This is a genomic window from Kutzneria sp. NPDC051319 (assembly GCF_040682195.1).
Lineage (GTDB): Bacteria > Actinomycetota > Actinomycetes > Mycobacteriales > Pseudonocardiaceae > Kutzneria.
On record NZ_JBFBAM010000019.1, the window covers coordinates 1 to 17,491 of the forward strand.

The window sequence follows — 17,491 nt, forward strand, 5'->3', positions numbered from 1 at the left end:
GGGAAGGACGCCTTACCCGCGTTCAACGAGGGTAAGGCGTCCTTCCCTGCATCAAGGTTAGTCGGGCAGGGACTGCTTGCTCTGGCTGTCGATGAGCAGCTGGCCGTCCTGCACCACCAGCGTGAAGACGTCGGCTTCCTTGGTGGTGTTGCCGGCCTTGTCCTTGTACGTGACCACCGCGCTGACCTTGTCCTTGCCGGCCGCGGTCACCTTCGTGGCCTTGACCTCGTCGACGCCGGCCCAGAACTGGCGGTAACCGTCGGCCCCGCCGGAGGCCTGCTGCATGTTCGGCGTCAGGTGCTGGAACGCCTCGGCCGAGTTGTCCGGCAGCAGCTGGTAGTAGCCCTGGACGGCGTGCACCAGATCCGTGGGCGACGGGCCGTCCGGGGTGGTCGTGGTGTCTGTCGTCGTGGTGGTGGTGGTGGTGGTGGTCGTCTTTTTCGTCGACGTCGGCGCCGTGGAGACCTCGGTCGTCTGGTTGTCCGTGGTCAGCGAGGGCTGCGCGGGCGGGTTCTGCCCGTTGGTGTCGGCCCGGCTGTTGCCGCCGCCGGAGAGGGCGTTGGCCACGAGGATGCCGACGACAGCCGCCGCCACGACGGCCAGCGCGGCCAGCAGCACGGGGCGCTTGCTGGTCTTGCGCGGCGTGGGCGGCATGGACTGCTCACCCGGTCTGAGACCGGGCGGCCGCGTGTTCGGGCCGGAGCCGTTCATCCCGGCGCCCATGGGGCCGCCGCCGACACGGGTCGGCTGCCGGTCGAACGGGCGGGCGTCGAGGCGGGTCGGGCCGGGGCCCATCGGACCGGCGCCCATCGGCGCGGCGACGGTCGGCGGCGCGATCTGCCGGGTGGTGCCGGGCGCGGGCGGCGGGTTGACCCGCCACGTCGGCGCGCCCGGGGAGGCCAGCAGCGCCTGCGGCACCGGGCGGCCTGCCGCGACCGCTGACAGGCCCTCGTGGGCCTGCCGCATGGTCGGGCGCTCCTTGGGGTCGGCGGCCAGCAGGCGCATCAGCAGCGCGTGCAGGGGGCCGGCCTGCCGGGGCGGGTTGACCACGCCGGCCGCCACGAGGTGCAGCAGGGCCAGCGTGTTCTCGTTCAGGCCGAACGGCGGCTCGCCCTCGACGGCGGCGTACACCGTGGAGCCGAGCGAGAAGACGTCCGAGGGCGGCCCGGGGTCGTAGCCCTTGGCCACCTCGGGCGCGAGGTAGGCGGGGGTGCCGGCCAACATGCCGGTGGCCGTCACCGTCACGTCGCCGGTGGCCCGGGAGATGCCGAAGTCGGTGATCTTCACGACCCCGTCGTTGCCGATCAGGATGTTGCCGGGCTTGATGTCCCGGTGCACGATGCCGGCGGCGTGCGCGGCGTCCAGCGCCATCGCGGCCTGGGCCAGCACGCGGGCGGTCTCCTGGGGCGGCATGGTGCCCCGCTCGGCCAGGACGGCCGACAGGCTCCTGGACGGCAGGTACTCCATGATCAGCCAGGGATTGCCGTCTTCCTCGGCCACGTCGTACACGGCGATCGCGTGCGGGTGCTGCAGGCGGGCGGCGATCCGGCCCTCGCGCATCGCGCGCTGCTTGGCCTCGTGCGACTCCGCCGCGCTCATGCTGCTGTTGAGCAGCAGCTGCTTGACCGCGACCGTGCGCTGGAGCCGCTCGTCGCGGGCGGTCCACACCACGCCCATCGCGCCGCTGCCGATCCGGTTGGTCAGCCGGTACCGGCCAGCGACCAGACGACCGTCGTCAGTCACGGGTGCAGTCTCTCCTCGGTGCGCTGGTCGCGGCTGGCGTGCGCGGCCCGCCGTCCATCCGGCAGGACAGGTACCCAGGTTAGGGGGTGACCCTGTCAGTCCCCGGTCAATGCGACCGTGCGCTGTGACACGCCACTCAACTCGTCGGCCAGTATTCCACGGCTTCCGCGACGGTCACCCATGTGGAGGAACACCCGCTGGTCAGCCGCCGAGAAGGCCCGTGATCGGGTTGAGCAGGCCGCCGATGAGACCGGAGTCCGACGTCTGGGTGGGCGGGGCGCTGCTGTTCGGCTGCGACGACGAGGGCGACGGGTTGTTCGGCGTCTGCGAGGGCGGCGGCGGGTTCGTCGTCGGCGGGTCGCTCGGCGGGGTGTTCGACGGGCTGCTCGGCGGCGGGGTGCTCGTGGTCGTCGGCGTGGCCGAGGAGGACGAGGTGGCGCCGCCGTGCTGCTGCGCCTGCTGGCTGGCCGTCACGTACGGGGCGACACGCGGCGGCTTGGCCTGCTTGTCGGTCGTCGCGGACTTGCCGGCGGTGCTGTTGTCCGGGGTCACCTGCTCGGTGCCGCGGGGCGCCAGCGGGGCGTCGAGGGCCTGGCCGCGCGGGCCGCCGCCGTCGACGACGGTCAGCGGCACGCCGCTGCCGGAGGCGGTGTTCTGGTTGGTGTCCGCCTGCTGCACGTGGACGATGCTCGCGGCCACGGCGCCGCACAGGGCGGCCACACCGGCTGCCGCGGCGGCGATCTTCGGGGCCTGCTTGCGGCGCTGCTCACGGGGCAGCTTGCCCTCGCGGCGCAGCAGCTCGCGGATGTAGATCTCACGGCTGGGCGTGTCGTCGCAGGACGCCGACACGGTGGGCGCCTGGACCGTGGGGGCCTCCGCCGCGATCGCCTCGGCGGCCGCGCGCTCGGCGTCCATGGCCTCGACGTCGATCGGGGCGAGCAGCGTCTGCTCCTCCGGGGCGTGCGGGTTGTCCAGCACCGGCATCGGGAACTGGTCGGTGTCCGCGCTCACCGCCACGAACGGCCGCTCGTCCTCGGCGCGCTCCTCGACGTACTCGTACGCCTCGGAATAACCGGTGGAGGGATACGGCTCGTCCAGGTAATAGTCGTCCTGCACGGCCGGGATGACGTCCGTGGTCTCGCAGGGGGAGGGCTCCTCCCAGACCTGCCGGGTCGGGAACTGCTCGCCTCGATGGCGAGCGAGGAGCTCGGAAACGGGGATCTGCCGGGTGGCGGTGGTCGTGCCCACCCGTGTTGAGTCCTCGTACACCGTCGCGTCACCTCTCCGTCGGATCACTGACCGTGGTTTTGATACCGGATCAGAGGAGAGGCGTCACCAGTTTGGGTTAGAAGGTGCGCAGATTTGAGCTACTTAGTGCAGCCTTGATCCGCCGAATGGCCCAACGGTATGCGGGCGGTTGCCGTTTCGACGCTCACCTGTGACCTCAGGGCTGAAACGCCGGCACAGCCGCCGGACGCACGTGCACCTGTTGTCCCAGCGGCCTGGTTCAGTCGGCCGTTCGCCCTGGCCGCCATCCGCAGCAACGGCGTCTTCCGGACGGCGTCGCGAGCCCTTCGTACGGCTCGACCGGAGCGAAGTGGTCACCGCTGTCGTCGGTCAGCCCTGCTGGGCCGACAGCACCTGGGCTCCGATGATCTTGGGCTGGTTGCCGCCGTCGACCCGCAGCAGCTGCTCCACGTGCAGCCAGCTGCCATCGGCCTGCTGGATGCCGATCACGCCGAGCACCGTGCCGTCGGACATCGCCTCGACGCGTTCCGGCCGCACGGCCCGCACCGACGACCAGGACCGGACGAATCCGGTCGGGTCGAGGTCGGCAAGCGAGCCGCCCATCATGGCCAGCGCGTCCCGCGGGTTCTGCGCCACTGTGTTGTAGAAGTCGCGCACCACCTCGACCGGGTCCGCCGCCGCGTTGGCCGTCAGCGCCCGCTGGGCGGGGCCGGCGGAGCTCGTGGGCGTGGCGGCCGTGGCCGAGGGCCCGGTGGTCGTGGTGGCGGCGCTCAGCGGCTCGGCGGCGTTCTTCTTGCCGGCCACCTCGGTGGCCAGCACGTCCGGCCGCAGCGCGTCGGCCCCGGTGAGGGCCTGCGGCTGCGGGGAGGTCACCATCGCCGCCTTGGCCGGCTTGGGGTCGCCGGTGATCATGGACGCCGCCGCGATGGTGGCGGCCAGCGTGACCGCCCCCATGAGCACGCCCAACAGCTTCAGTGCCGTGCTGGTGCGCGGGTCGCTGTCGTCCGGCAGGCCCTTGCCACCCAGCAGATCGCCCAGCAGGCCGTCGGTGGCGGCCTCCTCGGGCGTCGGGATGCGCACGGAGCCCGGCTGCCGCCGGATCAGGTCGGCCACGCTGACCGAACCGCCTCGACTGTGCCGCCTGCCGCCAGCAGGACGCTCCACGGGCGTTCTCCTCGCCAGTGCCGTTCTTGGACGTGGGGTACCGGTGCACTCGTACCGGGATCGACCCGGTGCGGGCCAGTTCTGGCGCAGAGTTCACCGCTTCGAGGTCGCCCTGGCTAGACACCTTCACTCGAAGGAATGAATCTCGGTGCAGAGGTTTCAGACCGTCACCCGGCGACCGGGGTGTCCTCGCTGATCAGCGGCAACACCCCCGGCGTGAACGCCAGCACGTGCTGCTCGGTCGTCGTGGTGCCGTCCTTGCGGGTGACCAGCACCGTGTTGATGGTGATGCCCTTGCCCGGGTCGATCGTGATGCCCTGCACCTGCACCGAGGACACGTCCTGGTAGCGCTGCTGCAGCGCCGCCTCGCCGTCGGCCTTGAGCGTCCCGGAGGTCAGCTGGTAGGCCTCGCCGACATTGGACGCGACGGCGGCGAAGAAGTGCTGTGTCTGCTGCGCCACCTTGCCCGGGTCCACCACCGGGCTCGTCACGCCGGTGACGGTCGTGATGGTCGGCTGCGTGGTGTGCGTGGGCGCGCCGCCGCCGTGGGTGCCGCCCGACGATGAGCCGGTCGTCTCCGGCCGGGGGTCGGCGTCGGCGGGGCCCGTCTTGGCCACGGCGCTCGGCGCCCCCGGAGGCAACGGCCGCGGCGAAGCCGTGGTCGTCGGCAGCGGCACCTGGAGCGCGTTGCCCGGGAACGACTCGATCTGCGTGCGCATCCTCGACGGGCCGACCAGCAGCGCGCCGATGACCAGCAGCGCCACCAGCGCCGCCACCGAGGACCCCACGGAGAACCACGCCGCCCGGCGCCAGGTGCGCGGCGGCGTCACCGAGGCCGGGACCGTGCCGATGTCGAACTTGCGCAGCCCCACCGGATCCGTGTCCAGCACCGGGTCGATGTCGATGGGCGGCACCGCGGGCAGTCGCACGGTCGGCTCGTCGCACTGTCGCACCAGCACCGGCCGGGCGTGAGCCGGACGCAGGCCCGCGCGGGCAGCAGGCCCCGGCAGCGCCCCGGGTCCGGACGACGCCCGCCTGTGCCTGCCGTGGTCCGCCGGCCCCGCCTCGCTGCTCATACTTCCAAGACCCTCCCGGGGCTCCACCCTGACGCGGAATTCCGAGCTGGACCGCTCCAGTGGGCTTCACCCGTCAGAAGACCTCAGGGTAGGGCGTGAAACCGCGGCCGGGGCCGCCGATGCCACTGCCGGGCCGGGTTACACCCGGTCGAGTGAGAGCCGGCTACGGGTTGCTGCCGCTGTTCAGCTGCTTGCGCGCGTCCTGCAGCCCACGCAGCGCCGTGCCGCCCGCGCCCACCGCGACGATGATCGCGATGATCTCGAAGAACACGTTGCCGCTGGCCATCAGCAGCGCCAGCAGCGCCGCCACGGTGGTGATGCCGGCCTGCGGCCAGCGCGACCGCACCCACTGGGCGATCGTCTCGCCGCCCGCCCTGCGGCTGGCGGCCGACCCGAGCACGAACAGGTATCCGTCGTAGCCGACCGCGGCCACGAGACCGGCCAGGGCGATGATGACGGCGATGAACTCCATGTTCCCAGTGTGCGCGGTTCCTGGCCGTGGGGCATCGGTGACATCCCGGATGACCCCCGGGGGTGTCACCTTCCGAGCGGACCGCGACCCATCCTGAGCAGGATCAGTGCGATGTCCTTGCCCTCCGGGCCGAGGCCCTCGCGGTAGCGGGCCAGGATGTCGATCTCCCGGTTGTGCACGATCTTCGTGCCGCCGTTGGCCATCCGCGTCTTGCCGACGATGCCGGACACCTCGGCCCGCCGCCCGATCAGCCGGATGATCTCGGCGTCGAGGTGGTCGATCTCCTCACGCAGCGAGGGGATGTCCGGGGTGGGCTGGTCGCTGACTGGCGTGCTCACTGATCTGTCCTCCGTGCTCGGGTCGGAGATCCGGTGGCCCCGGCAGCACAGAAGCCCCGGGTCCGAGGACTCCGGGGCTTCTGCGGTGGTCGTCTGGCGCTACGCGACCACGGGAGCCGGAGTCCGGATCCCGTAGAAAAACTCGTAGTGGCGCGCGCGCATGCCGGGAGTCTCGCACAGCGGGCGGAGTCCAGTCGAGCCCAGGGCCCCGCCGACCCGGCGTGACGGAACTGTCGGTGCCGCCGGGTAGCGTGGTGGGCGATGAGCGCTCTGTTCGATCTGCCCACGAATCCCCCGGCGCGGGCGACCGGTCCCGACGCGTTGCTGGAGGGCCTCAACCCGCAGCAGCGCGACGCGGTCGTGCACGCGGGGTCCCCGCTGTTGGTCGTGGCCGGCGCCGGCTCCGGCAAGACCAAGGTGCTGACCAGCCGCATCGCCTATCTCCTGGCGGCGCGCGGCGTGCACCCCGGCGAGATCATGGCCATCACCTTCACCAACAAGGCCGCGGCCGAGATGAAGGAGCGGGTCTCCGGGCTGGTCGGGCGGCGCGCCAACGCGATGTGGGTGTCGACCTTCCACTCCATGTGCGTGCGGCTGCTGCGCCGCGAGGCCAAGACCCTGGGCATGTCGTCCAACTTCACCATCTACGACAGCGACGACTCGCGTCGGCTGATCACGTTGGTGGCGCGGGATCTCGACCTCGACCCCAAGCGCTATCCGGCGCGCACGCTGGCCGTGCACATCTCCAACCTCAAGAACGAGTTGGTGGACGCGGAGACGGCCAAGGACCGCGCGGCCAACGACCTGGAGCGCCGGGTCGCCGAGGTCTACGAGTCCTACCAGCAGCGGCTGGGGCTGGCCAACGCCATGGACTTCGACGACCTGATCATGCGCACGGTCGAGCTGCTGCAGGTGTTTCCGGCCGTGGCCGAGCACTACCGGCGGCGGTTCCGGCACGTGATGGTGGACGAGTACCAGGACACCAACCACGCCCAGTACACCCTGGTGCGCGAGCTGGTCGGCACCGGCGAGGACGGCGTCGCCCCGGGCGAGCTGTGCGTGGTCGGCGACGCGGACCAGTCCATCTACGCCTTCCGCGGCGCGACGATCCGCAACATCGTCGAGTTCGAGCGGGACTACCCGCAGGCGCGCACCATTCTGCTGGAGCAGAACTACCGCTCCACCCAGACCATTCTCAGCGCCGCCAACGCCGTCATCGCGCGCAACCCCGACCGCCGGGACAAGCGGCTGTGGACCGACTCCGGCGAGGGCGAGAAGATCGTCGGCTACGTCGGCGACAACGAGCACGACGAGGCCGGCTTCGTGGCCGGCGAGATCGACCGGCTGGTCGACGCCGGCACCTTCACCAACGGCGACATCGCGGTCTTCTACCGCACCAACAACCAGTCCCGGGTGTTCGAGGAGATCTTCATCCGGCTCGGGCTGCCGTACAAGGTCGTCGGCGGCGTGCGGTTCTACGAGCGCCGCGAGGTCCGGGATGCCTTGGCGTACCTGCGGGTGCTGGCCAATCCCGACGACGCCGTGAGCCTGCGACGGATCCTCAACGTGCCCAAGCGCGGCATCGGCGACCGGGCCGAGGCCTGCGTGTCGGCCCACGCCGAGCAGCAGCGCATCGGCTTCGCCACCGCGCTGCGTGACGCCGCCGCCGGCAAGGTCGCGCTGCTCAATCCGCGCTCCCGCAACGCCATCTCCGGTTTTGTCATCATGCTGGACGAGCTGCACAAGGCCGTCGAGCGCGGCGACGACGTCGGCGACATCCTGGACCAGGTGCTCGACGTCACCGGCTATCGCGGCGAGCTCGAGGCCAGCGACGACCCGCAGGACGCCTCCCGGCTGGACAACCTGACCGAGCTCATCACCGTGGCTCGGGAGTTCACCCAGTTCAACCTGCCCGAGCAGGAAGAGGACGACCCGGTCCCGGTCAACAGCCTCGACGCCTTCCTGGAGCGCGTCTCCCTGGTGGCCGACTCCGACTCCGTGCCCGAGTCCGACGACGGCGTGGTCACCCTGATGACCTTGCACACCGCCAAGGGCCTCGAGTTCCCCGTTGTGTTCTCCACCGGCTGGGAGGACGGCGTCTTCCCGCACTCCCGGGCCCTCGGCGATCCCGCCGAGCTGGCCGAGGAGCGTCGGCTGGCCTACGTCGGCATCACCCGCGCCCGGGAGCGCCTGTACCTGTCGCGGGCCCTCATCCGGTCCGCGTGGGGCCAGCCCGCCGCCAACCCCGAGTCCCGTTTCCTCGGCGAGATCCCCTCCGACCTCGTCGAGTGGCGCCGCGTCGAGCCCGAGCGGGCCGCCCCCACCGTCACCACCACCTGGGGCCGCCGCTCCTCCTCCTTCGGCGAGGGCTCCTCCCGTGGCACCCCCGCCTTCGCCAAGGGCTGGCAGAACGCCCCCGCCCTCGAGCTTGAGGTCGGCGACCGCGTCACCCACGACAAGTACGGCCTCGGCACCGTCGTCGCCGCCGACGGCTCCGGCCCCCGCGCCACCGCCACCATCGACTTCGGCTCCGCCGGCACCGTCCGCCTCATGCTCATCGGCGGCGTCCCCCTGACCAAGCTCTGACGCCCGGGTGATACCGAAGACATCTTCGGTATCACCCACCGCCCCCCGGTGCTACTGAACTATCACTGGATCGAGCGATGTGCTACCTAACTCTCTTTAGGTATCATTGCGATACTGATTTCGGGAGTTGGTATCAATGGATGTCGGTGCGTTCGGTGCCCACCAACGCCAGCACGTGGTGCGCAGCGAGCGCGGCTACCAGTCGTTTGTGCCGCCCCAGCTGCCGCCCGACGTCGTCTACGACACCGCGATGGTGCGGCGGCTGTCCGTCGCCGACCGGGCGCTGGGCCAGCTCGCCGGCGTCGGCAGCACGCTGCCCGATCCGTACCTGTTGGCCCAGACCATGGTCCGGCGCGAGGCCGTGCTGTCGAGCCGGATCGAGGGCACCGTGGCGACCCTGTCCGATCTGGTGCGCTACGAGGTCGAGCCGGCCGCGGTCCAGGCCGACGACGTCGCCGAGGTCTACAACTACGTGTCCGCGATGGAGCATGTGCTCAAGCCGGATCGGCGGTTGCCGTTGAGCCTGCCGCTACTGCGCGAGGCTCACGAGATCCTGCTGTCCGGGGTGCGTGGCGGCTATGCCACGCCGGGCGAGTTCCGCCGTTCCCAGAACTGGATCGGCCCGCCCGGCTGCGTGCTGGACACCGCCACCTATGTGCCGCCGCCACCGGACCGGATGTGGGAGTGCCTCGACGCGTTCGAGAAGCACCTGCACGCCGAGCACGAGTTGCCGCCGCTGATCACCATCGCCTGCCTGCACTACCAGTTCGAGGCCATCCATCCGTTCATCGACGGCAACGGCCGCGTCGGTCGGCTGTTGGTCGTGCTGCTGCTCGTGGAGTGGGGTCTGCTGCCCGCGCCGCTGCTCGACCTGTCCGCCTACCTGGAGCCGCGGCGCGACGAGTACTACGCGCGGCTGCTCGCCGTGAGCATCGACGGTGACTGGTCCGGATGGATCTCCTTCTTCCTCGACGTCGTCGCCAACCAGGCCGCCGACGCCCTGCACCGCGCCAAGGCCTTGCAGACACTGCGCGAGGAGCTCCGCGGGCGGGTCACCAACGTGCGCTCGTCCAGCCTCGCCCCGCGCCTCGTCGACGCCCTCTTCGAGTCGCCCGCCATGACCATCAACCGCGCCGCCGCCATGCTCGGTGTGACCCATCGCGGCGCCACCCTCAACGTCGAGCGGCTCGTCGAGTCCGGCGTGCTGACCGAGGTCTCCAGCACCGGCCGGTCCCGCCTCTTCCTCGCCGACGAGATCCTCCGCGTGCTCGGCGAGGACGTAACGGCGGCCTGATCGCAGTTTGGTGGCGAGTTGCGCCGAAAACTGTGGCAAACCGAGTCTCGATTGCGGGCACGGCGCGGTGGATCGGACCTGGGCTCGAGGTCAGCGCAGGGCGTGGCGGGCGTAGGCGCGGACGTCGGCGTCGGGGTCGGCCAGGGCTTCGGTGAGGAGGGTGACCGACTCGGCCGAGGGGGGTAGCTGGCCCAGGGCGCGGACGGCGGCGCGGCGGACGTTGGGGTGGGGGTCGGCTACGGCGGCGAGGAGCTGGGCGGTGGTGGCTACGGCGGTGGCGGCCTCGCGGACCTGCCAGGCGGGGTCGGCCAGGGCGTCGGCGGCGAGGTGGTGGAGGGTGTCGGCGCCGGAGGCGAGGGCGGCGGCGCGGACGAGGGGTTCGGGGTCCGCGGCCAGCGGCAGCAGGGCGGCCCTGGCGGCCACGTCGGCGATCGACCCCAGGCCCTGGGCCAGCGCCACCCGGACCTCGCGCGACGGGTCGGCGGCGGCGGAGGCCAAGGGGGCGGAGGCGTCGAGGGAGACCAGGCCGTGGACGGCCTCGATGCGGACCTCGGGCTCGGCATCGGCCAACGCGCCGGAGAAGGCGGCCGAGGAGCCGAGGCGCAGGGAGCGCAGGAGGTAGAGCGCGGCGGAGCGGACGGCGGGCTCGGCGTTGTGGACGGCACGGAGAAGACGAGCGGTGAAGGGGGCGGTCGCCGACGTGGCCGGGGCCGGCGGCCGACCGGACGGGGTGGCGTTGTCGGCGGAGCCGTGCGCGGGAGCTGATTCGGCGAGGTCCCGCCGATCGGTGCCTGACACGTCGATTACCTCCACCAATTCCCGCAGACCGGCCGCGGCGGCCTGGCGGACGGCGGGGGCGGGGTCGTCGAAGGACTCGGCGAAGGCCGAGGCGAAGCCGGTGGGGGTGGTCTCGGTAAGCGTGGTGACGGCGGTGAGCCGGACGGCCTCGACGGGGCTCGCGAGGTAGGGGCGGAGGTCGTCGAGGGAGGGGGAAGCCTCCGCGAGGGCCAACAACGCCACGAGGTCGGGGGAGCCGTCGACGGAGGGGGAAGCCTTGGGGGACAACGACACAGTCTCGGCAGCGGTGGGGAAGTAGCGGGCGATGACGGCGGCGGGGCCGCCGGTGGGGGCGGGGAACTCGGGGACGGGGACGAGGTACGGCGCTACGGGGCGGCGGACGAACTCCATGGCGCCGTCGGGGGCGCGGCGGAGGTTGAGGTGGGCGAACCAGGCGGAGTCGTCGCGGTCGGGGTGGTCCATGCGGTCGTGGTAGAGGCCCCAACGCGACTCGGTGCGCACAAGGGAAGACCGGGCGGCCATCTCGGCGCAGTCGCGGATGAAGGAGACCTCGGCGCAGCGCATGAGCTCGTGCGGGGTCCGAGCGCCCATGCCGGCGATCTCGGAGCGCATGCGTTCGAAGTGCTCGACGGCGATCTCGAGACGGTTGGAGCTCTTGGGCGGCGCCACGTAGTCGTTGACGAGGCGGCGGAGCTTGTACTCGACCTGGGGCTGGGGAGGACCGTCCGGATTGGACAGTGGACGGTAGATGAGCTCGTGGGCGGCGGAGATCTGGTCCTCGGGAAGGGAAACCAGAGGCGCGTCAACGGAAGCGGCATGGGTGCCGGCGAGGTCGCCGAAGACGAAGGCGCCGATCATGTAGTTGTGGGGCACGCAAGCGAGGTCGCCGGCGGCGTAGAGGCCGGGAACGGTCGTCTGACCGTGCTCGTCGACCCAGACGCCGGAGGCGGAATGCCCGCCGCACAAGCCGATCTCGGAGATGTGCATCTCCACGTCATGGGTGCGGTAGTCGTGCCCACGCCCGGCATGGAAGGTGCCACGGGTGGGCCGCTCGGTGGTGTGGAGGATACCCTCCAGGGCCCGCACGGACTCCTCGGGCAGGTGGGAAAGCCGGAGGTAGATGGGGCCCCGCTCGGAATGGATCTCCCGCGCGACCTCGGCCATCATCTGACCGGACCAGTAGTCGCAGTCGACGAAACGATCGCCGGCAGCGTTGGACTGGTAGCCTCCGAAGGGATTGGCGACGTAGGCGCAGGCGGGGCCGTTGTAGTCCTTGATGAGCGGGTTGATCTGGAAGCACTCGATGCCGGACAGCTCGGCCCCGGCGTGGTAGGCCATGGAGTAACCGTCGCCGGCGTTGGTGGGATTCTCGTACGTGCCATAGAGATAACCGCTGGCCGGCAGGCCCAACCGTCCACAAGGGCCGGTGGCGAGCACAACAGCCTTGGCCGACACGGTGACGAAGTCGCCGCTGCGGGTGTCGAAGCCGACGGCCCCGACGGCCCGGCCGTCAGAAGTGAGAACCCGCACGGGCATGACCCGGTTGGTGATGGTGACCAGGGACCGCATGCGCTTCTCGCGCAACACCCGGTACAGGACCTTCTTGACGTCCTTGCCCTCGGGCATCGGCAACACGTAGCTGCCGGACCGGTGGACTCGCCGTACCGCGTACTCGCCGTAGGAGTCCTTCTCGAACTTGACGCCGTAGCCCTCCAACCGCCGCACCATGTCGTAGCCACGGGTGGCGGTCTGCATGATGGTGCGCTGGTCGACGATCCCGTCATTGGCCCGGGTGATCTCGGCGACGTAGTCCTCGGGGGTGGCCTTGCCGGGGATCACGGCGTTGTTGACGCCGTCCATGCCCATGGCCAACGCCCCGGAGTGCCGCACATGGGCCTTCTCCAGCAACAGCACGGAGGCCCCGCGCTCGGCGGCGGAGATCGCGGCCATGGTGCCGGCGGTGCCGCCGCCGATCACCAGCACGTCACAGCTCAGCTCACGGCGTTTGGTCACTGCGTGCTCCCCAGTGCGGCAAGGATCTCGGCGCGGGCGGCGGAGTTGTCGCCGTCGCCGCGCGGGAACGGTACGTCCACAATGGACCTGATCGAGGTCGGGCGGCCGCCGAGCACGGCGACCCGGTCGCCGAGGAAGACGGCCTCGTCGACGTCGTGGGTGACAAAAACGATGGTGGTCGGTTGCTGGGACCAGACGTCGACCAGCAGTAACTGCATGGCCCGCCGGGTCTGGGCGTCCAGGGCGCCGAAGGGCTCGTCGGCCAGGATCACCCGAGGTCCGGACGCCAGGGTCCGGGCCAGCTGAACCCGCTGCCGCATGCCGCCGGACAGCTCACGCGGCAGGTGGTCGGCGTAGCCGTCGAGACCGACACGCTCGATCCACGACAGGGCCTGGGAACGGCGGGAAGTCCTTGGCACGCCGCGAATCGCCAGCGGCAGCTCGACATTGCGGCGGACGCTGCGCCAGGGCAGCAGGCCGTCCTCCTGGAACACCAGGGCCCGCTCGGCCGAGGTTCGCACGATTGGTCGGCCGTCCAGGGTGATGGCGCCGCCGGAGGGCCGGTGCAGACCGGCCAGAGTGCGCAGCACGGTCGACTTGCCGCAGCCGGAACCGCCGACCAGCACCAGGATCTCGCCGGCGTCGATCTTGAGGTCGATCCCTTGCAGCACAGAGGTTTCTCGGTAGCCAACGCTGAGGTCCTCGATGAGCATCATCGTGCGATCTCCGCTTCGCGAGGCAGCCAACGGGTCACGCGGCGGCCGACCAGTTCCACCGCGGCGGCGCTGCCGAAGCCCAGTAGGCCGATGCTGAGCATGCCGACGATCACGCCGGGGTAGTCGACCACCGTATACGCCTGCCAGGTCCGGTAGCCGACGCCGTACTGGCCGGAGATCATCTCGGCCGAGATCACGCAGATCCACGCCACGCCCATGCCCACCGACAGCCCGGAGAACACGCCCGGCAGCGCGCCGGGAAGCACGACGCTCCACAGCACCCGCCGCCGGTTGCCGCCCATGGTCAGCACGGCTTCCTCCCAGACCACCGGCAGCGCGGTCACGGCGTGCCGGGTGGACACCATGATCGGGAAGAACGCGGCCAGGAACGTGATGAACACGATTCCCTGCTCGTTGCTGGGAAACAGCAGGATGGCGATCGGCACCATCGCGATGGCCGGGATCGGCCGCAGCACCTCCAGCGGCGGCGACACGATGTCGCCGGTCAGCGCCGACCGCCCCACGGCCACGCCGATCGCCACGCCGGCCAGCGCCGCCAGCGCGAAACCCATCAGGATCCGGCCGAGGCTGTCGCCCAGATCCCGGTAGTACAAAGGAGTCTGTAGCTGGTAGCCCAGATCACGGGCCACGTCCACGACCGTCGGCAGCCGGTCGAAGTGCAGCCAGAAGTCCACGCGCAGGCTCGTCAGCAGTTGCCATAACAACAGGGCGGTGACCAGGGAACCGCCGCGCAGCAGGTGTTTTCTCATGCCAGCCTCACTGCGGTGGGATAGTCGACGATTCGCGAGCCGGGATGGGAGTTCACGTACGACCGCGCCTCGGTCTCGACGTCGAACGGGCGCAGTCCCTTGTCGTACACCCAGTACGACTTGTCGGCGAACCAACGGGTGCCGGTGACGGCGTCGTCGACGTACGCGGCGCGGACCTTCTTACCGCTGTCACGGATCAGCCGCAGCAAGGCATCCGGCGACACGGCGGGCGTGGTCGAAGCATCACCGGCGAACCACACCTCGCCGGCGTTCACCGGCCGCTGAACCGAAGGCACCTTGAGCGAAGCGAGCCGAGATCCGTCCACAAAGGAGGAAAGATCCAGGCCCTTGATGCCGCCGATCGACCGGAGAAACGGAATGTCCTTCTGCAAGGCGGAAATCAGGTCCGGTCGCAGCGTCGGATCGAAGGTGACCAGGCCGTTGGGCCCGTTGTAGAGGTACACCACCTCCGGCGCCAGCCCGGTGGCGGCGGCGACCTTCGACGCCGCCTCCATGGGATGCGCGTTCAGAAAGGACGTGGCGTCCAGCTGGGCCTGGAGAAACGCCTGCACCACATCGGGATTGGCCGCCGCGTACTTCTGGCGCACGACAACTCCGTGCCAGGTGGGCAGATTCAGCGCGGCCCCGTCGTACAGCAGCCGCGCCTGCCCGGCGAACACCAGCTGCCCCGGCCACGCCACGAACTGCCCCAACGCGTCCACGGCCCCGGCTCGCAGCGCCGACGCCCCGACCGACGGGTCCTGGTTGACCATCTGCACGTCGTTGTCGGGATCGATGCCCAGGCCGGACAGGGCCCGCACGGTGGTGCCGTTGCCGGCCGACCCGATGCTCGACGAGATGCGCTTGCCCCGCAGGTCGCTCAGAGAACGAGCCGGCGACGACGGCGGCACGACCACCATGTTCAGGGCCCCGCGCAGGTTGTAGCCGGTGGCCGAGATCAGCGAGGTGCGCCCGTCGCCGAACTCCTGCGTGCGGGATCCGTTGATGAGCATGGGAAAGTCGCCCATCGACCCGATGTCGATCTTCCCTGCCACCATCTGCGCGGTGATCGGCGCGCCGGTGGAGTAGTCCTGCCACTCCACCCGATACGTCCGACCGGTCCGCCGGCCCAGGGCCGAGAGCCGCTGCTCCAGGTAGCCCTGGGCGCGCAGCAGCGTGCCGGCGGTGACGGTGTTGATGGTCTTGGACTGGTAGCCGACGACGAGCGTCACCACAGTGGACGTCGCGCCGGACGCCACCGAGCAGCCGGTCAGAAGGGCCAGCAGCAGTGCCGGCCACGCCCGTCTCATCGGATCAGGAAGGGCATGTTGACGGTGACCGCGCCGGTGGGGCAGCGCGCGGCGCAAGGCCCGCAGTACCAGCACTCGTCCACGTGCATGTAGGCCACGTCGGTCTCGGGGTTGATGGCCAGCGAGTCCAGCGGGCACACGTCGACGCAGAGCCGGCAGCCCTTCACGCACAACGACTCGTCGATCACGACCGGGACGTCCACCCGGTTGGGCACCAAAGCCATGGGAACAGCCCCTCTATCGGTCCAGTACGGCGCGCATGGTGAGCCGGTCCCCACGGAACCGGATGAACTCCAGGTCGACCGGGCGGCCGTCGGCCAGGTGGGTGAGCCGCTCCACGAGCAGCAGCGCCCCGCCGCGCGGCAGGTCGAGCACCGAGGCCACGTGCGGGTCGGCGTTGACGGCCTCCATGCCGACCTCGGCCCGCCCCAGCGGCTGCCCGCAGATGCGCTCCAGCAGCGTGAAGACGTCGTTGTTGACGAGGTCCTCGGCCAGCAGCGGCTCGCCGACATCGGCCGGCAGGTAGGTCAGGTCCAGCGACAGCGGCAGGCCGTTGAGCCGGCGCAGCCGCTCGACGCACACGATTGCCGCGCCGACCTCGACACCGAGCCGCTCGGCCAGCACCCCGGAAGCCGTGACGACTCCCGAGGTCCGCACCTCGTTGCTGACCACGCCGTGCTCGTGCAGCGTCTCGGCCAGCCCCATCAGCCGGTTCAGCCCGTGTGGGTACTTCCGCGCCACGACCACCGTGCCGATGCCCGGCGACCGCTCGATCAGCCCGTCGGCCCGCAGCAGCTCCAGCGCCTCCCGCACGGCGTTGCGGGTGGCGCCGAACTCACGGCCGAGAAGTCGCTCGTCCGGCAGCACGCCGTCCGTGAAGTCGCCGTCGAGCACCTGCCGGCGCAGCGCGTCGGCGATCTGCCTCGCCCGGTCCGCCCGGGGCCGTCGCGGTTGCGGGTCCATGACGCCGAACGGTCCGGAGGAGCCATTTCCGGCGGATGACAGCCGTGTTTCGCCGGCGTTACGCCACCTGGTCAGGGCCCCTGACCGGCGGCCGGTCGGGGTTTTCGCCACTGCGGGCCGTGTAACCCCGGTTCATATATTGGGATGTTTCTGTCGGAGTTCGATGTATGTGCCACCCCCGTCGCTACACGCTGATTGGCCCCCTGACAAGGGGGCATCGGGCAGCACTTCACGGCATGGAGTCACCGTGAAGAGTTCGAGAAGTGGGGCCCGACACACTCAGCGACAGGAGGGATCACGGGGGTCATCCCAGTAGGAGGAGCAACGGTGGAGCGAGTTCGGGTAGGGGTTCACGCGGGAGACCCGATCACCCTGGCGGGAGTGGCCAGCCACCTGCGCGCACGTCCGGAGTTCCAGCTGGTGGGGGAGCGCCAGTTCGGTGAGGCGGCCGTGCTCGTGGTGTGTGCCGACGTGGTCACGTCGGACGTGATGTCGGCGCTGCGCCGGTTCACCGAGAACTCCTCGGCGCGCTGCGTGCTGGTGACCAACGAGCTGCGCCAGGCTGACCTGCTCGCCGCGGTGGAGTGCCGGGTGGTGAGTGTGCTGCCCCGGGCGGACGCGACCGGCGACCGGCTGGCCGGCGCGGTGGTCGCCGCGGCGAGGGGCCGTGGCGACCTGCCGCCGGATCTGCTGGGCGAGCTGCTGTCGCAGGTGGAGCGGTTGCAGCGGGACGTGCTGGGCCCGCGCGGCCTGACCACGTCGGGGCTGGCGCCGCGCGAGGTGGACGTGCTGCGGCTGATGGCCGAGGGCTGGGACACCGCGGAGATCGCGGAGAAGCTGTCCTATTCGGAGCGGACTGTGAAGAATGTCGTGTATGCCGTGATGAGTCGGCTCGGCTTGCGCAACCGTCCGCACGCGGTCGCCTACGCGTTGCGAGCAGGCGTTATCTGAGCGGTTGCTTGGGCCGATCGGTGGTCACCTGATCACGATGTTTGGCCCT

The 17,491-nt window shown here is 70.7% G+C and carries 15 protein-coding genes; 3 read left to right on the forward strand and 12 right to left on the reverse strand.

Annotation, left to right across the window (positions count from 1 at the left end; genetic code table 11):
- Nucleotides 1-57 precede the first annotated feature (57 nt).
- The 6 genes from AB0M73_RS20915 to AB0M73_RS20940 all read right to left on the reverse strand — a co-directional run bounded on the left by AB0M73_RS20915 (nt 58) and on the right by AB0M73_RS20940 (nt 6,041).
- Nucleotides 58-1,743, reverse strand: a complete 1,686-nt coding sequence (locus tag AB0M73_RS20915) for a protein kinase (protein ID WP_363892726.1) — start codon at nt 1,741-1,743, stop codon at nt 58-60.
- A 201-nt stretch (nt 1,744-1,944) separates the two neighbouring features.
- Nucleotides 1,945-2,991 carry a hypothetical protein gene (locus AB0M73_RS20920; RefSeq protein WP_363892728.1) on the reverse strand — a complete coding sequence of 349 codons (1,047 nt, stop codon included), beginning with the start codon at nt 2,989-2,991 and terminating at the stop codon, nt 1,945-1,947.
- 369 nt (nt 2,992-3,360) lie between these two features.
- A complete protein-coding gene (locus tag AB0M73_RS20925; RefSeq protein ID WP_363892730.1) occupies nt 3,361-4,155 on the reverse strand; it encodes a hypothetical protein in 795 nt (264 codons plus the stop codon).
- 167 nt (nt 4,156-4,322) lie between these two features.
- The gene (locus tag AB0M73_RS20930) at nt 4,323-5,114 is read right to left on the reverse strand and encodes a hypothetical protein (protein ID WP_363892732.1); all 792 of its coding nucleotides are present in this window, start codon (nt 5,112-5,114) and stop codon (nt 4,323-4,325) included.
- Between the two features lie 280 nt (nt 5,115-5,394).
- Nucleotides 5,395-5,703 (reverse strand): hypothetical protein, encoded by a 309-nt coding sequence (locus AB0M73_RS20935; RefSeq protein WP_043721672.1) that lies wholly within the window; start codon nt 5,701-5,703, stop codon nt 5,395-5,397.
- 65 nt (nt 5,704-5,768) lie between these two features.
- Nucleotides 5,769-6,041, reverse strand: coding sequence for a chorismate mutase (locus AB0M73_RS20940; protein ID WP_043721674.1), 273 nt, complete (start codon nt 6,039-6,041; stop codon nt 5,769-5,771).
- 261 nt (nt 6,042-6,302) lie between these two features.
- On the opposite strand from AB0M73_RS20940, the gene pcrA reads away from it, so the two are divergent.
- Together pcrA and AB0M73_RS20950 are read left to right on the forward strand one after the other, a co-directional pair.
- On the forward strand, nt 6,303-8,627 hold the full coding sequence (pcrA, locus tag AB0M73_RS20945) for a DNA helicase PcrA (RefSeq protein ID WP_363892735.1): 2,325 nt from the start codon (nt 6,303-6,305) through the stop codon (nt 8,625-8,627).
- 136 nt (nt 8,628-8,763) lie between these two features.
- Nucleotides 8,764-9,921: a Fic/DOC family N-terminal domain-containing protein gene (locus tag AB0M73_RS20950; protein ID WP_363892737.1), complete on the forward strand. Its 1,158-nt coding sequence runs from the start codon at nt 8,764-8,766 to the stop codon at nt 9,919-9,921.
- A gap of 90 nt (nt 9,922-10,011) precedes the next feature.
- Here the strand turns inward: AB0M73_RS20950 and AB0M73_RS20955 are convergent, their stop codons facing one another.
- Genes AB0M73_RS20955 through AB0M73_RS20980 form a run of 6 tightly spaced genes read right to left on the reverse strand, consistent with a single transcriptional unit; the run spans nt 10,012 to nt 16,491 of the window.
- A complete protein-coding gene (locus tag AB0M73_RS20955) occupies nt 10,012-12,732 on the reverse strand; it encodes a fumarate reductase/succinate dehydrogenase flavoprotein subunit (RefSeq protein WP_363892739.1) in 2,721 nt (906 codons plus the stop codon).
- Entirely contained in the window at nt 12,729-13,448 is a 720-nt protein-coding gene (locus AB0M73_RS20960) for an ABC transporter ATP-binding protein (RefSeq protein ID WP_363892741.1), read from the reverse strand. Before AB0M73_RS20960 ends, AB0M73_RS20955 begins: the two co-directional genes overlap by 4 nt.
- Nucleotides 13,445-14,218, reverse strand: a complete 774-nt coding sequence (locus AB0M73_RS20965) for an ABC transporter permease (protein WP_363892743.1) — start codon at nt 14,216-14,218, stop codon at nt 13,445-13,447. Before AB0M73_RS20965 ends, AB0M73_RS20960 begins: the two co-directional genes overlap by 4 nt.
- Entirely contained in the window at nt 14,215-15,528 is a 1,314-nt protein-coding gene (locus AB0M73_RS20970; protein ID WP_363892745.1) for an ABC transporter substrate-binding protein, read from the reverse strand. The genes AB0M73_RS20965 and AB0M73_RS20970 overlap by 4 nt, the downstream gene beginning before the upstream one ends.
- Nucleotides 15,525-15,752, reverse strand: a complete 228-nt coding sequence (locus AB0M73_RS20975) for a ferredoxin family protein (protein ID WP_043721683.1) — start codon at nt 15,750-15,752, stop codon at nt 15,525-15,527. The genes AB0M73_RS20970 and AB0M73_RS20975 overlap by 4 nt, the downstream gene beginning before the upstream one ends.
- Nucleotides 15,753-15,765: 13 nt before the next feature.
- Entirely contained in the window at nt 15,766-16,491 is a 726-nt protein-coding gene (locus AB0M73_RS20980) for a GntR family transcriptional regulator (protein WP_363892748.1), read from the reverse strand.
- A gap of 381 nt (nt 16,492-16,872) precedes the next feature.
- On the opposite strand from AB0M73_RS20980, the gene AB0M73_RS20985 reads away from it, so the two are divergent.
- Complete coding sequence (locus tag AB0M73_RS20985; RefSeq protein WP_363892750.1) at nt 16,873-17,442, forward strand: response regulator transcription factor; 570 nt, start codon at nt 16,873-16,875, stop codon at nt 17,440-17,442.
- Nucleotides 17,443-17,491 lie beyond the last annotated feature (49 nt).